Source organism: uncultured Veillonella sp., from assembly GCF_963551295.1.
Lineage (GTDB): Bacteria > Bacillota > Negativicutes > Veillonellales > Veillonellaceae > Veillonella.
Genome location: NZ_CAUVFT010000003.1, coordinates 1 through 15,731, shown reverse-complemented (window position 1 = coordinate 15,731; position 15,731 = coordinate 1). Strand labels below are relative to the sequence as shown.

Here is a 15,731-nt window from a genome sequence, read left to right as displayed (position 1 = left end):
AGCTATAACCATACAGTCGTTAACATACATATATAGTTCATAAAATATACTGTTATAACTAAACACACAGTTTTACAGTAAAAAAAGTTCACACATAAATAATGTATAAAATTAATAATTCAAATTATACTATATGGGCCTTCATAAATACAACGAATTATGAGAAATTCTTCATTTATATTTTATTTGTTATAATAATACGTATGAAAGCAGCAACAATAATCGATTTGATTGTAAACTCTAATGTACACACACAATCTATAAATCATGTTATAAAACAACAACATATTTCACAGCGCATGCGGCGACGCTTACGAAATGATGGCATCATAACAGTTAACAATAAACCTGCCAATTGGGATACCCTCGTTCACGGTGGCGATCATCTCGTTATGAAATTAACACCTGAGCAAGATTTTAGCTTGAGCCCTATGAACTTAGATATCATATATGAAGACGAGTATATCTTAGTTATTAATAAGGCGGCTGGGGTACTCATGCATCCCACTTCTACTGTACGAGATCATACACTAGCAAATGGGGTACTTCATTACTACCAAGAAACAAATCAGCATTATGATTTCCATCCTGTACACCGATTAGATAAGGATACATCTGGTATTGTCATCATTGCTAAAACATCGGTGGTCCAACATGCTTTTGATAAAAAGCACACTCATTTTTACAAATGCTATGATGCTATCGTAGAGGGACATCTCCCTGCTGTGCCTATAAGCATTAACTGGCCTATAGGTCGTAAACCAGGCAGTATCATTGAACGCTGTTGTACAGTCCAAGGAAAGCCAGCTCGCACGGTTATAACTATTATTAGTAAAAATACAAGCAAAATCAGTAGTGGTAAGATTAATTCTGATGATGTAATTACGATGAATAATAATAGTAATGTATGTTCAACTGACAACTCGCTTACATCTTATAATCAGTTTACCCATGTACGGTGCTTATTGCACACAGGACGCACCCATCAGATTCGAGTTCATTTATCTCAACTAGGGTATCCACTAGCTGGTGATGACTTATACGGTGGTCATCTAGAATCTATCCAACGCCAAGCACTGCATGCAGCGCGCATCAGCTTTTACCATCCCGTAACAAATGAATGGCTCGAACTGCATGCAGAAATACCGGAGGATATGAAAGTATTGCTAAACGATTGAGCTGATATAATACCCTAAATAAATGCTCCTACACAGAAATAACCCACATGGGTCACATAACAAGACGAATTTTATGCATAAGTTATACAAAAAATATTGGCCCTTTGTAGTGTTTCTTGATATACTTAACTTGAATTGATATATGATTGCAATAACACTAGTTTTTTTATCTAGCTCATATGCGCTAGAAATACTAGCAGTCACAGTATTAATAACATGATATGACAGGCTCTAGAGCCAAGGAGGACAACATGCCATTAGTTACTACTACAGAAATGTTCAAAAAAGCCTATGAAGGCGGCTATGCTGTTGGCGCTTTCAATGTAAACAACATGGAAATCGTACAAGGTATCGTAGATGCAGCGAAAGAGGAACAATCCCCTCTTATCTTGCAAGTATCTGCAGGTGCTCGTAAATATGCTAAACATATTTACCTTGTAAAACTCGTAGAAGCAGCTCTTGAAGACAGCAACTTACCGATTGCTCTTCACCTTGATCACGGCGATTCCTTTGAAATCTGTAAAGACTGTGTAGATGGTGGTTTCACATCCGTTATGATCGACGCATCTCACTATGATTTCGATGAAAACGTAAAAATCACTAAACAAGTTGTTGAATATGCTCACGCTCATGGCGTTGTAGTAGAAGCAGAATTAGGCCGTTTGGCTGGTGTTGAAGATGATGTAAACGTATCCGATGCAGATGCTCGCTTTACAGACCCAGAACAAGCTGCTGAATTCGTACACCTAACTGGCGTAGACTCCTTAGCAATCGCTATTGGTACTAGCCATGGTGCTTACAAATTCAAAGGCGACCCTTACCTCGACTTCAATCGTTTGAAAAAAGTTGGCGAATTATTACCTAACTTCCCTATCGTATTGCATGGGGCATCCTCCGTATTGCCTGAATTCGTAGCAAAATGTAATGAATTCGGTGGCAACATTCCTGGTGCTCAAGGCGTTCCTGAAGAAATGCTTCGCAAAGCAGCTCAAATGGCGGTTTGCAAAATCAACATCGATACAGACCTTCGTCTTGCTATGACCGCATCTGTACGTGAATACTTGGCTCAAAACCCATCCGAATTTGACCCTCGTAAATACTTAGGACCTGCTCGTGATGCTATTAAAGGCATGGTAGCTCACAAAATTAAAAATGTATTGGGTTCTTCCAACAAACTATAATCAATGGCTAGTGGATTTTTAAAAGGAACCTTAATTTTAACCATTGCCGGTTTCGTAGTGAAAGCCATCGGTAGTATCAACTGGATTCTTCTATCCCGCATCTTGGGCGGTGAAGGGATCGGCATCTACCAGATGGCCTTTCCTATCTATTTGTTACTATTGCAAATTTCAAGCGCAGGTGTGCCGATTGCCATCTCTATTTTGACGGCAGAACGATTAGCCTTACACGACTTTAGTGGTGCTAAGAGAGTATTCAATATTTCTTTTACAATGTTGACTATTACAGGTTTTATCGCCAGTCTTGCCATGTACTTTGGTGCAGATTGGTTAATCTCTAGTGGTCTCATTGCTGAAAGCCGTGCCTACTACTCTATCATCGCGCTCGCTCCGGCAGTATTCTTTGTAACATGGATTTCCTGTTTCCGCGGATATATCCAAGGCTATGAAATGATGACGCCTACGGCGATTAGCCAAATTGTAGAACAATTGCTACGGGTCATCGTTATGCTTGGTGCTGCTGCTATTTTATTACCTTACGGCTTACCGGCCGCGGCAGGTGGCGCTAGCTTAGGTGCCGGTGTAGGTGCTTTTGGGGCCTTCCTGGTGCTGTTGTATTACTACTACAAATTACCTAAAGCAAGTAGTACTGGTGAAAGCTACGATGGCCCCCGTGAATCAGCTAAAGAAATTTTGTCACGACTCTTAACCTTGTCCATACCAATTTCCTTAGCAAGTATCATGTTACCGTTAACGGCGAATCTCGACTTACTTATCGTACCACGTCGCTTATTAGATGCTGGGTTCCCAATGAACGAAGTAACAGAACTCTTCGGTTACCTTACTGGGATGGCGGTACCACTCATCAACTTGGCTACCATCATTACCGCAGCCCTTGCGACAAGCATTGTACCAGCTATCTCTCATGCCTTTGCAAAACGCGATCATCAAGGTATATATGATCGCACTGCTGGCTCTATGCGTTTAACATTTATGGCAACCGTACCATTTACAGTGCTATTATATGTACTTGCTGCCCCAACTGTTACACTGATTTACAATGCGCCTAAGGCAGAACTAGCAACGCAAATCACGGCATTCTCTATATTCTTCCTAGGTGTACATCAAGTAACAACAGGTATTCTACAAGGTCTCAACAGACCACGTATTCCAGTCATAAATATGGGGATTTCCCTCATAATCAAGGTCATCCTTAACTGGACACTGACTGCTATTCCTTGGCTTGGCATCGGCGGTGCCGCTTGGGCAACCGTTGCTGATATTGGCTTTGCCGCATTACTTAACTTGATTTATATCAAAAAATACACAGGCTACTTCCTTGATATTTCCCTGCTTTGGAAAAACGTGGTCAGTGCCGGTGTTATGGGTATACTTATTTTCATGAGTTACCATTACTTAATAGACATCCTACCAATGTGGGCTAACTTTATACTCACAGGTATTGAAGGATTACTACTATACGTAATTATCATGGTTCTTTTAAAAGGCCTTAATAAAAACGATGGTGCTAGCATGCCACTCGTTGGTAGATTCTTTAGATAAGCTGTATATACTTACATAAAAATAGGTTCCTAATAGTCACCACCTATATGACCATTAGGAACCTATTTTTTATTTACTTATTTTAATCTTTTCCTTATTTTAAGCTTGTATACCTATCATAGTTAAAATTTCCATTATGATTGGAATTACTACAACAAATAATATAGTACTGATCATAACTAGACCTGTAGCAAATGGCAAATCAGCTTTTGATTCATTAGCTACAATTGGTAATACAGCAATGACTGGTCCTGCTGATTGTACAACAAAGGTGATGATTGCGATTGGCTCTAATACAATGCCTGCTCCATATTGTAAGACCGTAATCAGACAGAACATGATAATCGGAGAAATGACAAATCGTCCTACAATCCCACCGATGGAGTCTTTATTTAAACGCATGCTTTTTAAGCCCGCATCATGAAGTACAATACCTATATAAATCAAGGATAGTGGGGTTACCATGTCACCTAAGTAATTCAAGGTAGTATGCAAAATTGGAAGTAAAGGAATTTCAAAGAACAAGAAGATTAATGCCACAAAAAAACCTATCAATGGTGGTGGTAATAACTTCTTCCAATCAAATTTAGGTTTCTTGCTTTTACCTTCAGTAGATACTGAACCATTATTTATACTATCAATCTTATGGGAGCCATTATTAAAATCTACTTCAGAATTTGGCAATGGATCTAGTTCTATAAGGAATACTCCCACCATCCATACGGAAATAGTGTTACCGATGTAATATAACAGGAAATACGGCAGCGCATCTTGACCAAAAAGTGCAATTTGCACTGGTAACCCAATAAACAAGCAGTTATCATTTACTACCATATTGATAAAAATACCACGTCGTCCTTTAGGAACTTTCAACATTTTCATCATAATAAACGCTACGATATATGCGATAACATATGTTAGCACAACCACTAACATGCCATATCGTAAATTCCATATATCAGAAGTATGTAGGTGATGTAATACAGATACAAATACTCCTGCTGGTAATGCAACCGACATGATAAATCGCGATAAATTACCGCTAAAGGTAGGATTAAACATGCCCCGCCCTTTTAATATATATCCTAACAAAATAAGTAGCACAATAGGTATGATACTTTGTAAAGATGTTAGAAAAACCATAGTAAACCTCCCGCACAGTTCATTCGTAGTTTATCATATCATGTTTCGCACTAAACATATACAACTATATCTTGAAAGAAAATATAGTAAAATGTATCAACTTTAACATATTTTCTCTATTATAAGTCTTATAATTATATCTATTAGTAGTGTTTTTATCCATAAAATCTGATACACTAACATAAGGTTGTACAGTTTTTTACACATATGAGGTGATATTATGATGAAACCATTCATTGGCATATCCGGCAATATCTTACGAGATAATGGTGGTCCTTACGTAGATTTATTGCGTTCTTACGTAAACCAAGACTATCCTCGTTCTATTGAGGAGACTGGTGGCATTCCTATTATAATTCCATTTACCCAAAATCTTGATGTAGCTCGCGAAACGGTAGCAAAACTTGACGGCTTACTATTATCCGGCGGTCATGATGTATATCCTCTCCACTATGGAGAAGAACCTTTGCAAGGTATTGGCGATGTATTTCCGGAGCGCGATCAATTCGACTTTGCTTTAATCAAAGCAGCAGAAGAAAAACAAATTCCTATCTTTTGCATCTGTCGTGGCTTACAAATCTTAAATGTATACCGTGGCGGCTCTTTATTCCAAGACTTAAAATATGATCAAAACTGTACAATAAAACACTCTCAAAATCAAACACCTTCTCTTGGTACCCATACTGTAGAGATTGAGACCAACTCAAAACTAGCTAGTGCTATAGGTTACAATACTTGGATTACGAATTCCCATCATCACCAAACAGTTAAAAACGTCGGTAAAGGATTACAAGTTGTAGCAAGAGCTAAGGATGGTACTGTAGAAGGTTTAGAGGACCCATCCTATCCTTGGTTAGTCGCCTGTCAATTCCACCCAGAAATGATGTCTACAAGTGATGAAAATGCAAAACGTTTATTTACTGCATTCGTAAAAGCAGTTCGAGAAAATATAACTAAATAGTAGGAAGATTGTATCATGAAAGAAACAGGAAAATTTGACTTTTGGAGTATTGTACTCCTTGGCATCAATGGTATTGTAGGGACAGGTATTTTCCTACTACCAAACAAAGCATATTCTATAATTGGTTCCGCTAGCTTAGGCGTCCTGTTATTTGACGCCGTTATTGCAGGCTGTATCGCCCTTTGCTTTGCTGAAGCGGCAAGCTTATTTACACGTAATGGCGGACCTTACCTATATGCAAAACATGCATTAGGTGACTTTTGGGCCTTCGAAGTAGGCGTTTTAAAATGGATTGTAACCGTTATTGCTTGGGCCGCCATGGCCGTTGGCTTTGCTACCGCATTAGGTGCTGCAGTACCGGCGTTAAGTGGTGATTTTGCAAAAGATGTTATTTCATTTATCTTGATTGTAGGTCTTACCATTGTAAATATTTTTGGTGTTAACGTATCAAAATTCGTTAACAACTTAATCACTATTTCTAAGTTAGTTCCTCTTGCCCTATTCATTGCAATTGGCATTTTCTTTATAAATGGAGCTAACTTTACGCCAGTCTTCCCGCAAGATACTTATGTGGATGGATCATTTGCTCAAGCTGCAGTGCTTCTATTCTTTGCGTATACAGGATTTGAAGTTATTGCCATTGCTGCAGAAGATATGAAAAATCCAAAAAAGAATTTACCACGTGCTATTATCATGTGTATGCTTCTCGTATCCGTTCTGTATATGGCAATCCTCGCCGTATCTATTGGTGTACTCGGTACTGACTTGGCAAATACCAAGGCTCCAGTACAAGATGCATTCAACGTAATTGTTGGACCTATTGGTATGTATATCGTATTAATAGGCACATTAATCTCTATGGGTGGTATCAACTTTGCCGAAGCTTACTATGCTCCTCGTGTGGCAACATCCATGGCAGAGGATGGTATGTTACCAAGTGCTTTGGCAAAACGTAATCGTTACAATGCACCATATGTAGCAGCTATCGTTACTGCCATTGCTAGTGTTTTACTTGCCTGGTCCGGTTCCTTTACAACACTAGCAGCAATCAGCGCGGTATCTCGTTTTACACAATATCTACCAACGTGTTTAGCTGTAATTATCTTCCGTCGTAAATGGGCAAACAAAGCTCGTTCCTACACAATTCCTGGTGGCTACTTAATCCCAGTCATCGCTATCGGCACATCCCTATGGATGCTTGCCCAAGCTCAAACTAACCAATTATTATGGGGTCTAGGCGGCTGTATCGTAATCTTGCCATTCTACTACTCCTACTGGAAAAAGAAAAAAGCTGGTCTCATTAAAGACCATGACGAAATGTAAATAATACAAAAAACTACCAGTTATTCATAATATCTAGTGGCTTATCCTTCCATAGTAGAAGGTCTGTTTAAAAGATATATGTTTAATTGGTAGTTTTTGTTTTATCTATTAATCCTAATTAGATTAGATATATCAAATGAGTAGTATCGACTAATATAGATCCTCTTCAATAATAGTTTCCTTCGTTAAGTCCTCTTCGATATAACCAACCTCATCAGTCGCTTCATCTTCATCGCGTGTATCGATATAGATACTGATAAGTGCTAATGCACCTTCTTCATTAAGTGTAGCAATAGCACTCATAGGACCATAAGTCAAAATAAGACCATCTTCTTCATCGCGAATAATATGAGGCACCGCATCAAAGTGTTGGTTCATTAATTGATCAAAATAATCCTCTACATCAAGGCCACTTTCAAGAGTAATCGATTCAGAATCGCCCTTTTGGAATACAACACGTGTGTCTTCATCGATGTATTGATAAAAATCATCGACAGCAACATTCCCGGTTTCAAGCCATATGCTGAGAGCTGTAATCCAATCTTTTACAGTAGTTGGTGCAGAAATAAAAACATACTCACTTTCATCGTCGCCAAAAAAGCGGAGATCATCATACTCAATACTATAGTTTTCCTGACTAGATACGATGCGGTCTACGAGCCCCTCATCATTTACATCTACAAAAATCATGTACACATAGTTATCGCCGCTTTCATAAGAAACAGTCAAACCATGACGGCCCTCATGGAATAGCGCATCCTCCTCGTACACATCGGTAATATGCATCACCTTGCACGTAACAGGCACATTATCAGCCTTAATAGACTCAGTCATAGAGGATAAAAACTCAATACTTTCATTACGATTGCGGCCAATAGTACCACGCCCTGTGGACATGTATTCACAATCCTTAGCCAAAATGTTTTCAATACCATGAATATCTGCGGACTCAAGAATAGATTTTATCAATAAAAGAGCTTGTATTTCAGTCATAAGTTACCTCGCATAATACAACAGCCAACCACATTACATTATTGTAACATAGTCGGCTGTGTATAAATACAGAAAGCTATATTAAAGATCTAATTTAGCCATCATTTTATTAATTTGTTCTTGCATGGTATTGATTTTTTCGTCTTGTTGTTTAAGCTTTTCATCTTGGTCGTTAATAACCTTAATAAGCCCTGCCTTGGAATACTCCGCATAAGGATTACCTTTGCCAAATTTCAGACTAACACCTAGATTAAGGAGATCTTCGCCTCCGCCGAAGCTTCCACCAACAGAGAATAAAGCTTTACTATTAGGGCGATAGAAAATACCAAGCGCCATGGCATTAGCGCCACGATAATTGCCATACCCGGCAGCAATATTCCATTTATCATATGGATCAAACTCCTGTGGATGTAGTGCAGCTAGTGCTGCCGCGCCTGCCCCTACACGCTTAACTCGACTATCCACCTGATTAATATGAGTATCCACTTGACTGAATCGGTGTTCCATAGTAGATGCAGATTCTGTGGCAATCCGTTTTAATTGAGCTACATTGACCGCATCTGTATCTTCACTACCGGCTGCAACATTCGTAATTTGGCGTGTCAAAACCGTATTCCCTGTTGAATCTCCTACCGAAAGGGCTGCTGCAGTGGACTTCCAAGTTGGGGAGCCTTCTGTAGAGGTAGCGTTTCTAGAAGGATCATAGCCAGCAACCCCTTTATCTCTAGAGGCTACTGAATCACTACCTAATGCTACACCACCATTATGTTTAACATCCGTATTATATCCAAGCATAACAGCATTTTCAATATTAGCCGTATTGCGTTTCGTAGGAACTATTTCCTTAACAGTATATTTAGTTTCACTACCATCCCAAGAATTTTTAAGGGTCTTTGTTACTTCTTTTTCCTCTGAAGCCATAGAGCCTAGTACGACATTATGTTTGCCACCATCAAGCTTATGAAAGTCACCGATAACCACATTGTCTTCGCCATTTTTTAGACTATTACCTGTCCCAACTATTGTAGTTCGGCTAATGTTACTACCTTCATTGCCATATCCACTCATGTTATTATAAACATTCATGTGCCCTTCTTGGCCTTTTAACGCATTATTAGTACCCGATATTTGGGAACGCATCGTATAATCAACGCTATTACTATTGCCTAAAATAGATACGGCACCAGCATGCCCCGCCATATAGGCCTTCATGTTTTTACGACCAGCCTCTACGGTTCCTTCATGATTTCCATTTATCTTATCCATGCCAGCTATTTCAGCGCTTTCAAGATAAAAGTTCCCCAAAGTAGTCCCTAATTCAGGAAGAGGTATCACAGAGGCCTTAGAATTTGTTACTTCATTCCCGGAACCTACAATCATGGTTCCTGTTGATCCAGAGGCTCTATTCAAACTACCAGTTATCGTATTACCGATACTATCGGCTTCATCATTTTCAGTTGAAGTACTTTCAATACTATTAAAACTACCATAGGATGACGAAAATGCTCCCGATGAACGACTCATTTCCGTTCCGCCCTCTATAACGGAACCATGACCGGTTAGGGTTTGGAATATACTATTTGCCTTTGAGTGATTACCAATGACTACACTGCCTCCTGAAGAATTGGCTGAGTGATATCCAATGATAGTACTACTTCTACCGACTGTATATTTTTTATCCCTCGGATCACTTTCTGATTTTTCGGCCTGTTCCGCCGGAGACATACTGCCTATAACAACAGAATCTCTTATGGTATCAAGATTTTGATTGTCCCCGATAACAATACCTGCAGCAGGACCGCCAGCAGACTCTACACTATATTCAGCTTTGTTATTGTTCCCAATAACGGTCAATGAATCCCATTCATTTCGATAGGTGTCATTACCACGAAGGAAATTGCCTCTACCGATTGTCAAATCAGACGTATTCGGCTCCCGCCCTGTTTTATGCTTATAATCCGTAACAGTTCCCTTATCACGAGCAATTAATGTGTTATTGTCACCAATAACATGCTGTCTACGACTACCTTGAACGGTATTGTTTGAACCTACAATTCGCACATCTTCACTGCCCATGGAGTTAACTGGTTTCCCCTTCTCGTTTGGAAAGGTTTTACTGATTGTGTTATTATCCCCTACGATAGTAGCATTTTTACCACTAGTTACCGTATTCTTTTTACCGGTAATATTGGTATTATCACTAGCTAAATACTCATTACCATTACCATCAGTAACAGGAGTTTCGCCATAAACAGGACTACCCCATAAACAACCGCACGTACTTGTTACTAAAACAGCAGTCAAGAGAGCTTTATACCTGCTTGGCTGTTGCCCCATTTTCTTTTCCATGTTCTACGCCCCTTTTATATAACAACACAAAAAATACATCACATAATAACAAACGTTTCTAATTAAAGGGTACGCCTATTACATAGGGCTTGTCAAAATGTTAAAAATTATGCGCTAAGCCTTTTGATTTTCTCAACGTACATCATATATCAACACATCATTTATCACTAATTCTAATAAATGATTATGTGAATATAATTTAATAATTGAACTCAATTAGGAAATACCTAGGTCCTATGCACCAAATACATCGACAAGCGTTAAATAATATCCTAGATAGCATTGTACTCCTTAATCTATAACAAATTTATATACATTAAATACTAATTCTGATAAAAGCGTAGAAATATATAAGGTTAAAATCTTATTCCTCATTATTTCTTCGCTTTTTATATGTTTTTAACGTATTTCTTTATATGCGTTTTAGGCATACATCTATGACTCACTCTATTGCTCTAAAACTGTGATATATGTTACATTTATGAGGCAGTACTTTCACAATGGTTATCTGTCAATTCAGTACACACAGTATTTAATAGGAGATAACAATAGTTGTAATCATGTGAAGATTTGGCTGTGTAGTTGTAGTTAGTTGACAGAGAAATGAGGAACAAATGGAAAAGGAAGTAAGAAAAGTTGAAATGAGTGAAAATGTGGCAGATCCTACTGGTCTTGGTCTACTTGGTCTCGCTGTAGTATGTTTTGTGGTATCCACGTCCCGTGTAGGCTGGTCTGGCCCAACAACATCCGTTATTATACCTTAGGCTGTTTTATTAGGTTCATTGGCCCAATTAATGGCAAGCTATTTTGATTTCAAGAAAAACAATCCATTTGGATCCGTTGTATTTGGTGCGTACGGTTTATTCTGGTCTGCAATGGCTGGCGTTTGGTTGATCCAAATGGGTTCCTTCGGTCCTGAAATTCATAAAGGTTTTGATGTAACACAATTAGCATTTGCTTTTGTGGGCTTCTTAATCTTTTCTATCTTTGGTACTATTGCATCTTTAAAAACAAACAAAGTTGTATTCGCTATTATGCTCTTAATCTGCTTCCTATTCTTCGGTCTAGCAACAGACCTATTCTTAGGTGGCAAAACAGGCTTTTTCGCTCTTGCAGCATGGTCTGAATTATTCATATCCCTCTTGGGCTTCTACGGTTCTGGTGCTGTACTTGTTAACAAAGTATTCGGTAAAACTATATTTCCTTTAGGTAAAAGCATATTATAATAGTTTGAAAACTATATAAACTCTTGCACAACAAAAGAGGTTCCTAATGGTCACAAGTTGACTCATAGGAACCTCTTTTAAATTTACTTTTACTATACCCGTTCAGCTAAATATTACAGACTGACTAAATACATTAGGATAAACAAATATGGAAGTCTAATCAAATACACCTTATTTATAACTAAACTGCGCATCCATAATCATCTGGCGCAACTGCTCAATGCGAACACCATTTGGTAGCTTGTCTCTATAAAACTGCAACTTATAATAGTAACGAGTGTCTTCATAATCAGTAACTAATACCATATCCGTCCTATTATGTAATGGCCAGCCATACATAAATTCGGCTAGTAAACTGCGCACACCATCATTATCGACCTCTGTTACATCATGCTTAACAGGCAATACCATCTTTACCGTAGGTTCAGGAATCGTTCTATCTTTAATAAGCTGATTAACCTCATCATCTAGAGTAGGGCTATTACTATCAATAGATCTAGCCTTAATATGCATAAACACATCATCAGAAGTTCTAAACACTCTACCGTCAATATCCTTTGTTTCCCCTTTTGTTTCTATCGATTCTTTCAATACACGAAATTGATACGGTCCATAAAACTTTGTTGCTGTAATAGCATCTAACACCTCATCATATTGACCATTATGTACATTTGTAACATGTATGATAGGTTTTGTATCCACTGCTTGTGAAAGCATTGGTCTAGCTAAACATAAACCTAAGCTTAGTAGTATAATATAACGTTTCATATGAGTTTCCCTCTCCCTAAAAACTATTATCTTATTTGTATTGTAACATAATTATCTATCCTATAATAATAATTACAAAACGAAAGAGGTTCCTATTGGTCACCTAGGTGACTATTAGGAACCTCTAATCTATTTACTTTTATTATCCACAACACTATATTGAACTTGAGGCCGCTAAATGGGTCCAGCCTTTGCTAATCTTCTAGAGATTGGCGGTGATCAATATGAGTACATTCAAAGTGTTATCACTCATGATTTCCTTTGGCATACTTGTAGCGACCATTATCATGGCAGCAAAGTGATTAACCTCTAGCTAAAAGCTAGCTTTCTAATCGTGGTATGAAAAAAGGCCCGACATTGAGAGTCAGACCGTTTCTTCAACATTAAATTCTAGAAGCGAAGTCTGGCGTCGAAACCATTTATGCCTCACTTTGATATAAATTATATCATATCTTTGCTGGGAAAGAAATCGCATGATTTCTTTCCCTGTTTTAAAGCATAATAAACCTATGCAAGAAATAATATACAAACTAATCTCCAGTGTCGTCAATATAAATATGTATAAAATTTGCTGGTCCCGCTAAACTACGGCCGATTTCAATCGTCATAGGTCCATACATTATAAAGGATCTATTAGTCTTATCATGAATTATATGTGGCATAGTATAGAAAAATAAATTCATTATCTTACTAAAGTCATTTATAATGTTTTCCTTACCTAACAACAAAATAGGTTCTTGATTTTTTCTTTGAAAATGTACACAGCACTCATTAGCAAGTGAATCATAAAAAGAATGCTCATTTACATATCCAGTTTCTAACCAAATACTAATGGCCGTAAGCCAATCCAAAAAATCAACAGGCGTCTTATAAAAAATGTAATCTATAGGAGGTGAATTATGTTCAGCACGATGTTTATCAAGTCTAAAACTCGGAATTTCATCACTAACAATAATTTTGTTAATAAAATTATTTGAATCTAACTCAATAAACATACCTATAGCATAATTGTCTATTTCATTGTATGCAATAGCGAGCCCTCTTTGACCTTCATAAAAAAACTCTTTTGCTTTGGTTTCCCCCCAAAGTGTCATCATATGTGCATACACGGCTACATTTTCATCTCTGGTCCTTTTTGCCATTGAATTTAGAAAATCATATACTTCTACCTTTCCATTTTTTAATATATTCCTCTCAACATTAATATACTTACAATTGTCTGCTAACAAATTATTAATCCCCTTAAAATCAGCATATTCTAGTGCAGATTTAAATATTAATAACGCATGATTTACATTCATCTAGGACACCGCTTTCACTAAAAGAAAAACTAATTATTAGCGCCTTAATTATTGAATTAATTACTTATTGCAATTCAAGATAAAAATAAGGATTAGATAAACCAAACACCTCCTTGATACATATTACCAGTGTCAGATAATGTTGCATCTATAATTAATTTTCGTAACTGTGCCTTAGTATATGCACCATTATCTAAGGGATATTGAATTGAATTTTGGTACTTAAAACTTTCATCATAAGTAATAAACATCAATATACCTTGTCGATTATCTAATTCAAGATCTAGTAATAAACCTGGCACACCATCATTCCAAACAAAGGAATGGCTACCTTTGGTAATCTTTGGGGATCCAGGAAATCCAAAGAACTCTGCAGTCTTATTATCAATTTTATGTAACAGATGAATTTCGTCAAATGAACTAAATATACCCTTTTCTAATTTACTCGCAGGCTCAATCAAAATTTGTTGACTTAAATCTTTATCAACTGTGAAAGTTACACCATCTAGCTTAACATTAGGGTTATTTTCTTTAACGGCTGTTTTAGGGACTCTAAAAGAATAGTTCTTATAATTTTCTACTCGGCTATAGTTATCTAAAACTTGAAGAGAATGAATTGAAGGCAATATATAATTTGCCATTATTCTATTAATATCACTTGATGTGACACTCTCCGTTGCACGAGGATACAGAATAACATTATATGCTTGCTTAGAATGCTTGCTCAACTCAAAATTTAAAGCAATAATATCCATATCTACAGCGCGACTAAGAGTTGTTTTTCTCCAGTAACTTTTACTAAGACCATCATATTTAAAAACCACATCTGTTTTATCAGGAGAACCTGACATTTTACGTTCAATAATACCTGCAGCAATCAAAGGGGACTGAAATAAATAACTAGCCGTTGCATCTGGAAAATCACGTATTGTCTCTTTTTGTACTGCACTAAATGGGAATGTGACTGATAATCCGCCCTCTTTATTATGTAGATTCACTACTGTATTACCATCAAACTTACGGCGCTCAATAGTATAAAACTCATTTTTTAAGGATTCTACTGCATCGTCATCTACTACACCAAACTCTTGATTAAAGCGCGCTTTAAAATAAACCGAAAATGAATCTGCCTCCTTTTTAAATTTCTCATCATAAGCAGACTCAATTTTGTCAGTCGTATATACCGCCTGTACATATGCATCACGCGAAATACTTGGATCTGCGCCAGGAAGATTTACATCAATTGCATAACTAGTAACACTTACAGAACTCAAGATAATTGCACTTAATAATAATTGTTTTAACATATACTTCTCTCTATAAAACTATAATTTAACTGTATTGTAACATAATAAGAACACAATTATGAATATGATTACAAAACGAAAGAGGTTCCTATTGGTCACCTAGGTGACTATTAGGAACCTCTCATCTATTTACTTTTATAATTGACAACACTATATTGAACTTGAGGCCTCTAAATGGGTCCAGCCTTTGCTAATCTTCTAGAGATTGGCGGTGATCAATATGAGTACATTCAAAGTGTTATCACTCATGATTTCCTTTGGCATACTTGTAGCGACCATTATCATGGCAGCAAAGTGATTAACCTCTAGCTAAAAGCTAGCTTTCTAATCGTGGTATGAAAAAAGGCCCGACATTGAGAGTCAGACCGTTTCTTCAACATTAAATTCTAGAAGCGAAGTCTGGCGTCGAAACCATTTATGCCTCACTTTGATATAAATTAT

Annotated in this window: 14 protein-coding genes and 1 pseudogene; 9 read left to right on the top strand and 6 right to left on the bottom strand. The window is 37.3% G+C overall.

All coding sequences use genetic code 11. The features are described 5' to 3' along the window. Window positions 1-203 precede the first annotated feature (203 nt). From RYO55_RS01045 to RYO55_RS01035, 3 genes are all read left to right on the top strand, one after another. Entirely contained in the window at window positions 204-1,178 is a 975-nt protein-coding gene (locus RYO55_RS01045) for an RluA family pseudouridine synthase (protein ID WP_302498332.1), read from the top strand. A 251-nt stretch (window positions 1,179-1,429) separates the two neighbouring features. Continuing rightward, the gene (fba, locus tag RYO55_RS01040; protein WP_195394676.1) at window positions 1,430-2,359 is read left to right on the top strand and encodes a class II fructose-1,6-bisphosphate aldolase; all 930 of its coding nucleotides are present in this window, start codon (window positions 1,430-1,432) and stop codon (window positions 2,357-2,359) included. A gap of 3 nt (window positions 2,360-2,362) precedes the next feature. Next, a complete protein-coding gene (locus RYO55_RS01035) occupies window positions 2,363-3,919 on the top strand; it encodes a polysaccharide biosynthesis protein (RefSeq protein WP_105086621.1) in 1,557 nt (518 codons plus the stop codon). 99 nt (window positions 3,920-4,018) lie between these two features. Here RYO55_RS01035 and RYO55_RS01030 read toward each other — a convergent pair whose 3' ends face one another. Beyond that, window positions 4,019-5,062, bottom strand: a complete 1,044-nt coding sequence (locus tag RYO55_RS01030) for an AEC family transporter (protein WP_295815766.1) — start codon at window positions 5,060-5,062, stop codon at window positions 4,019-4,021. Window positions 5,063-5,282: 220 nt separating this feature from the next. Between RYO55_RS01030 and RYO55_RS01025 the strand changes: the two genes are divergently transcribed. Both RYO55_RS01025 and RYO55_RS01020 read left to right on the top strand, forming a co-directional pair. Next, on the top strand, window positions 5,283-6,023 hold the full coding sequence (locus RYO55_RS01025) for a gamma-glutamyl-gamma-aminobutyrate hydrolase family protein (protein ID WP_308521373.1): 741 nt from the start codon (window positions 5,283-5,285) through the stop codon (window positions 6,021-6,023). A gap of 15 nt (window positions 6,024-6,038) precedes the next feature. Further along, window positions 6,039-7,346, top strand: coding sequence for an APC family permease (locus RYO55_RS01020; RefSeq protein WP_308521372.1), 1,308 nt, complete (start codon window positions 6,039-6,041; stop codon window positions 7,344-7,346). Window positions 7,347-7,496: 150 nt separating this feature from the next. On the opposite strand, the gene RYO55_RS01015 is transcribed toward RYO55_RS01020, so the two are convergent. Both RYO55_RS01015 and RYO55_RS01010 read right to left on the bottom strand, forming a co-directional pair. Further along, window positions 7,497-8,339, bottom strand: a complete 843-nt coding sequence (locus RYO55_RS01015; RefSeq protein WP_314983786.1) for a hypothetical protein — start codon at window positions 8,337-8,339, stop codon at window positions 7,497-7,499. Between the two features lie 81 nt (window positions 8,340-8,420). Continuing rightward, the gene (locus RYO55_RS01010) at window positions 8,421-10,688 is read right to left on the bottom strand and encodes a YadA-like family protein (RefSeq protein ID WP_314983784.1); all 2,268 of its coding nucleotides are present in this window, start codon (window positions 10,686-10,688) and stop codon (window positions 8,421-8,423) included. Window positions 10,689-11,302: 614 nt separating this feature from the next. Here RYO55_RS01010 and RYO55_RS01005 point away from each other — a divergent pair. Both RYO55_RS01005 and RYO55_RS01000 read left to right on the top strand, forming a co-directional pair. Next, complete coding sequence (locus tag RYO55_RS01005; RefSeq protein WP_243632510.1) at window positions 11,303-11,452, top strand: hypothetical protein; 150 nt, start codon at window positions 11,303-11,305, stop codon at window positions 11,450-11,452. Between the two features lie 15 nt (window positions 11,453-11,467). Further along, window positions 11,468-11,914: pseudogene (locus RYO55_RS01000) on the top strand (acetate uptake transporter); the annotation flags it as partial. Between the two features lie 171 nt (window positions 11,915-12,085). Here the strand turns inward: RYO55_RS01000 and RYO55_RS00995 are convergent. Continuing rightward, window positions 12,086-12,682, bottom strand: a complete 597-nt coding sequence (locus tag RYO55_RS00995) for a hypothetical protein (RefSeq protein ID WP_123137851.1) — start codon at window positions 12,680-12,682, stop codon at window positions 12,086-12,088. Window positions 12,683-12,906: 224 nt separating this feature from the next. Between RYO55_RS00995 and RYO55_RS09735 the strand changes: the two genes are divergently transcribed. Beyond that, window positions 12,907-12,984 carry a putative holin-like toxin gene (locus RYO55_RS09735; protein ID WP_223209338.1) on the top strand — a complete coding sequence of 26 codons (78 nt, stop codon included), beginning with the start codon at window positions 12,907-12,909 and terminating at the stop codon, window positions 12,982-12,984. Between the two features lie 228 nt (window positions 12,985-13,212). Here the strand turns inward: RYO55_RS09735 and RYO55_RS00990 are convergent, their stop codons facing one another. Together RYO55_RS00990 and RYO55_RS00985 are read right to left on the bottom strand one after the other, a co-directional pair. Beyond that, window positions 13,213-13,983 carry a hypothetical protein gene (locus RYO55_RS00990; RefSeq protein WP_314983782.1) on the bottom strand — a complete coding sequence of 257 codons (771 nt, stop codon included), beginning with the start codon at window positions 13,981-13,983 and terminating at the stop codon, window positions 13,213-13,215. A 92-nt stretch (window positions 13,984-14,075) separates the two neighbouring features. Then, complete coding sequence (locus tag RYO55_RS00985) at window positions 14,076-15,290, bottom strand: hypothetical protein (protein WP_314983781.1); 1,215 nt, start codon at window positions 15,288-15,290, stop codon at window positions 14,076-14,078. Window positions 15,291-15,510: 220 nt separating this feature from the next. On the opposite strand from RYO55_RS00985, the gene RYO55_RS09730 reads away from it, so the two are divergent. Beyond that, complete coding sequence (locus RYO55_RS09730) at window positions 15,511-15,588, top strand: putative holin-like toxin (protein ID WP_223209338.1); 78 nt, start codon at window positions 15,511-15,513, stop codon at window positions 15,586-15,588. The last annotated feature ends 143 nt before the right edge of the window (window positions 15,589-15,731 follow it).

Excerpts from the sequence above, each read along its gene's own strand:
- RYO55_RS01020 (WP_308521372.1), top strand. The coding sequence starts at position 6,039 with ATGAAAGAAACAGGAAAATTTGACTTTTGGAGTATTGTACTCCTTGGC.
- RYO55_RS09730 (WP_223209338.1), top strand. The coding sequence starts at position 15,511 with ATGAGTACATTCAAAGTGTTATCACTCATGATTTCCTTTGGCATACTT.
- RYO55_RS01010 (WP_314983784.1), bottom strand. The coding sequence starts at position 10,688 with ATGGAAAAGAAAATGGGGCAACAGCCAAGCAGGTATAAAGCTCTCTTG.
- RYO55_RS01030 (WP_295815766.1), bottom strand. The coding sequence starts at position 5,062 with ATGGTTTTTCTAACATCTTTACAAAGTATCATACCTATTGTGCTACTT.
- fba (WP_195394676.1), top strand. The coding sequence starts at position 1,430 with ATGCCATTAGTTACTACTACAGAAATGTTCAAAAAAGCCTATGAAGGC.
- RYO55_RS01015 (WP_314983786.1), bottom strand. The coding sequence starts at position 8,339 with ATGACTGAAATACAAGCTCTTTTATTGATAAAATCTATTCTTGAGTCC.
- RYO55_RS00985 (WP_314983781.1), bottom strand. The coding sequence starts at position 15,290 with ATGTTAAAACAATTATTATTAAGTGCAATTATCTTGAGTTCTGTAAGT.
- RYO55_RS01005 (WP_243632510.1), top strand. The coding sequence starts at position 11,303 with ATGGAAAAGGAAGTAAGAAAAGTTGAAATGAGTGAAAATGTGGCAGAT.
- RYO55_RS00995 (WP_123137851.1), bottom strand. The coding sequence starts at position 12,682 with ATGAAACGTTATATTATACTACTAAGCTTAGGTTTATGTTTAGCTAGA.
- RYO55_RS00990 (WP_314983782.1), bottom strand. The coding sequence starts at position 13,983 with ATGAATGTAAATCATGCGTTATTAATATTTAAATCTGCACTAGAATAT.
- RYO55_RS09735 (WP_223209338.1), top strand. The coding sequence starts at position 12,907 with ATGAGTACATTCAAAGTGTTATCACTCATGATTTCCTTTGGCATACTT.
- RYO55_RS01025 (WP_308521373.1), top strand. The coding sequence starts at position 5,283 with ATGATGAAACCATTCATTGGCATATCCGGCAATATCTTACGAGATAAT.
- RYO55_RS01035 (WP_105086621.1), top strand. The coding sequence starts at position 2,363 with ATGGCTAGTGGATTTTTAAAAGGAACCTTAATTTTAACCATTGCCGGT.
- RYO55_RS01045 (WP_302498332.1), top strand. The coding sequence starts at position 204 with ATGAAAGCAGCAACAATAATCGATTTGATTGTAAACTCTAATGTACAC.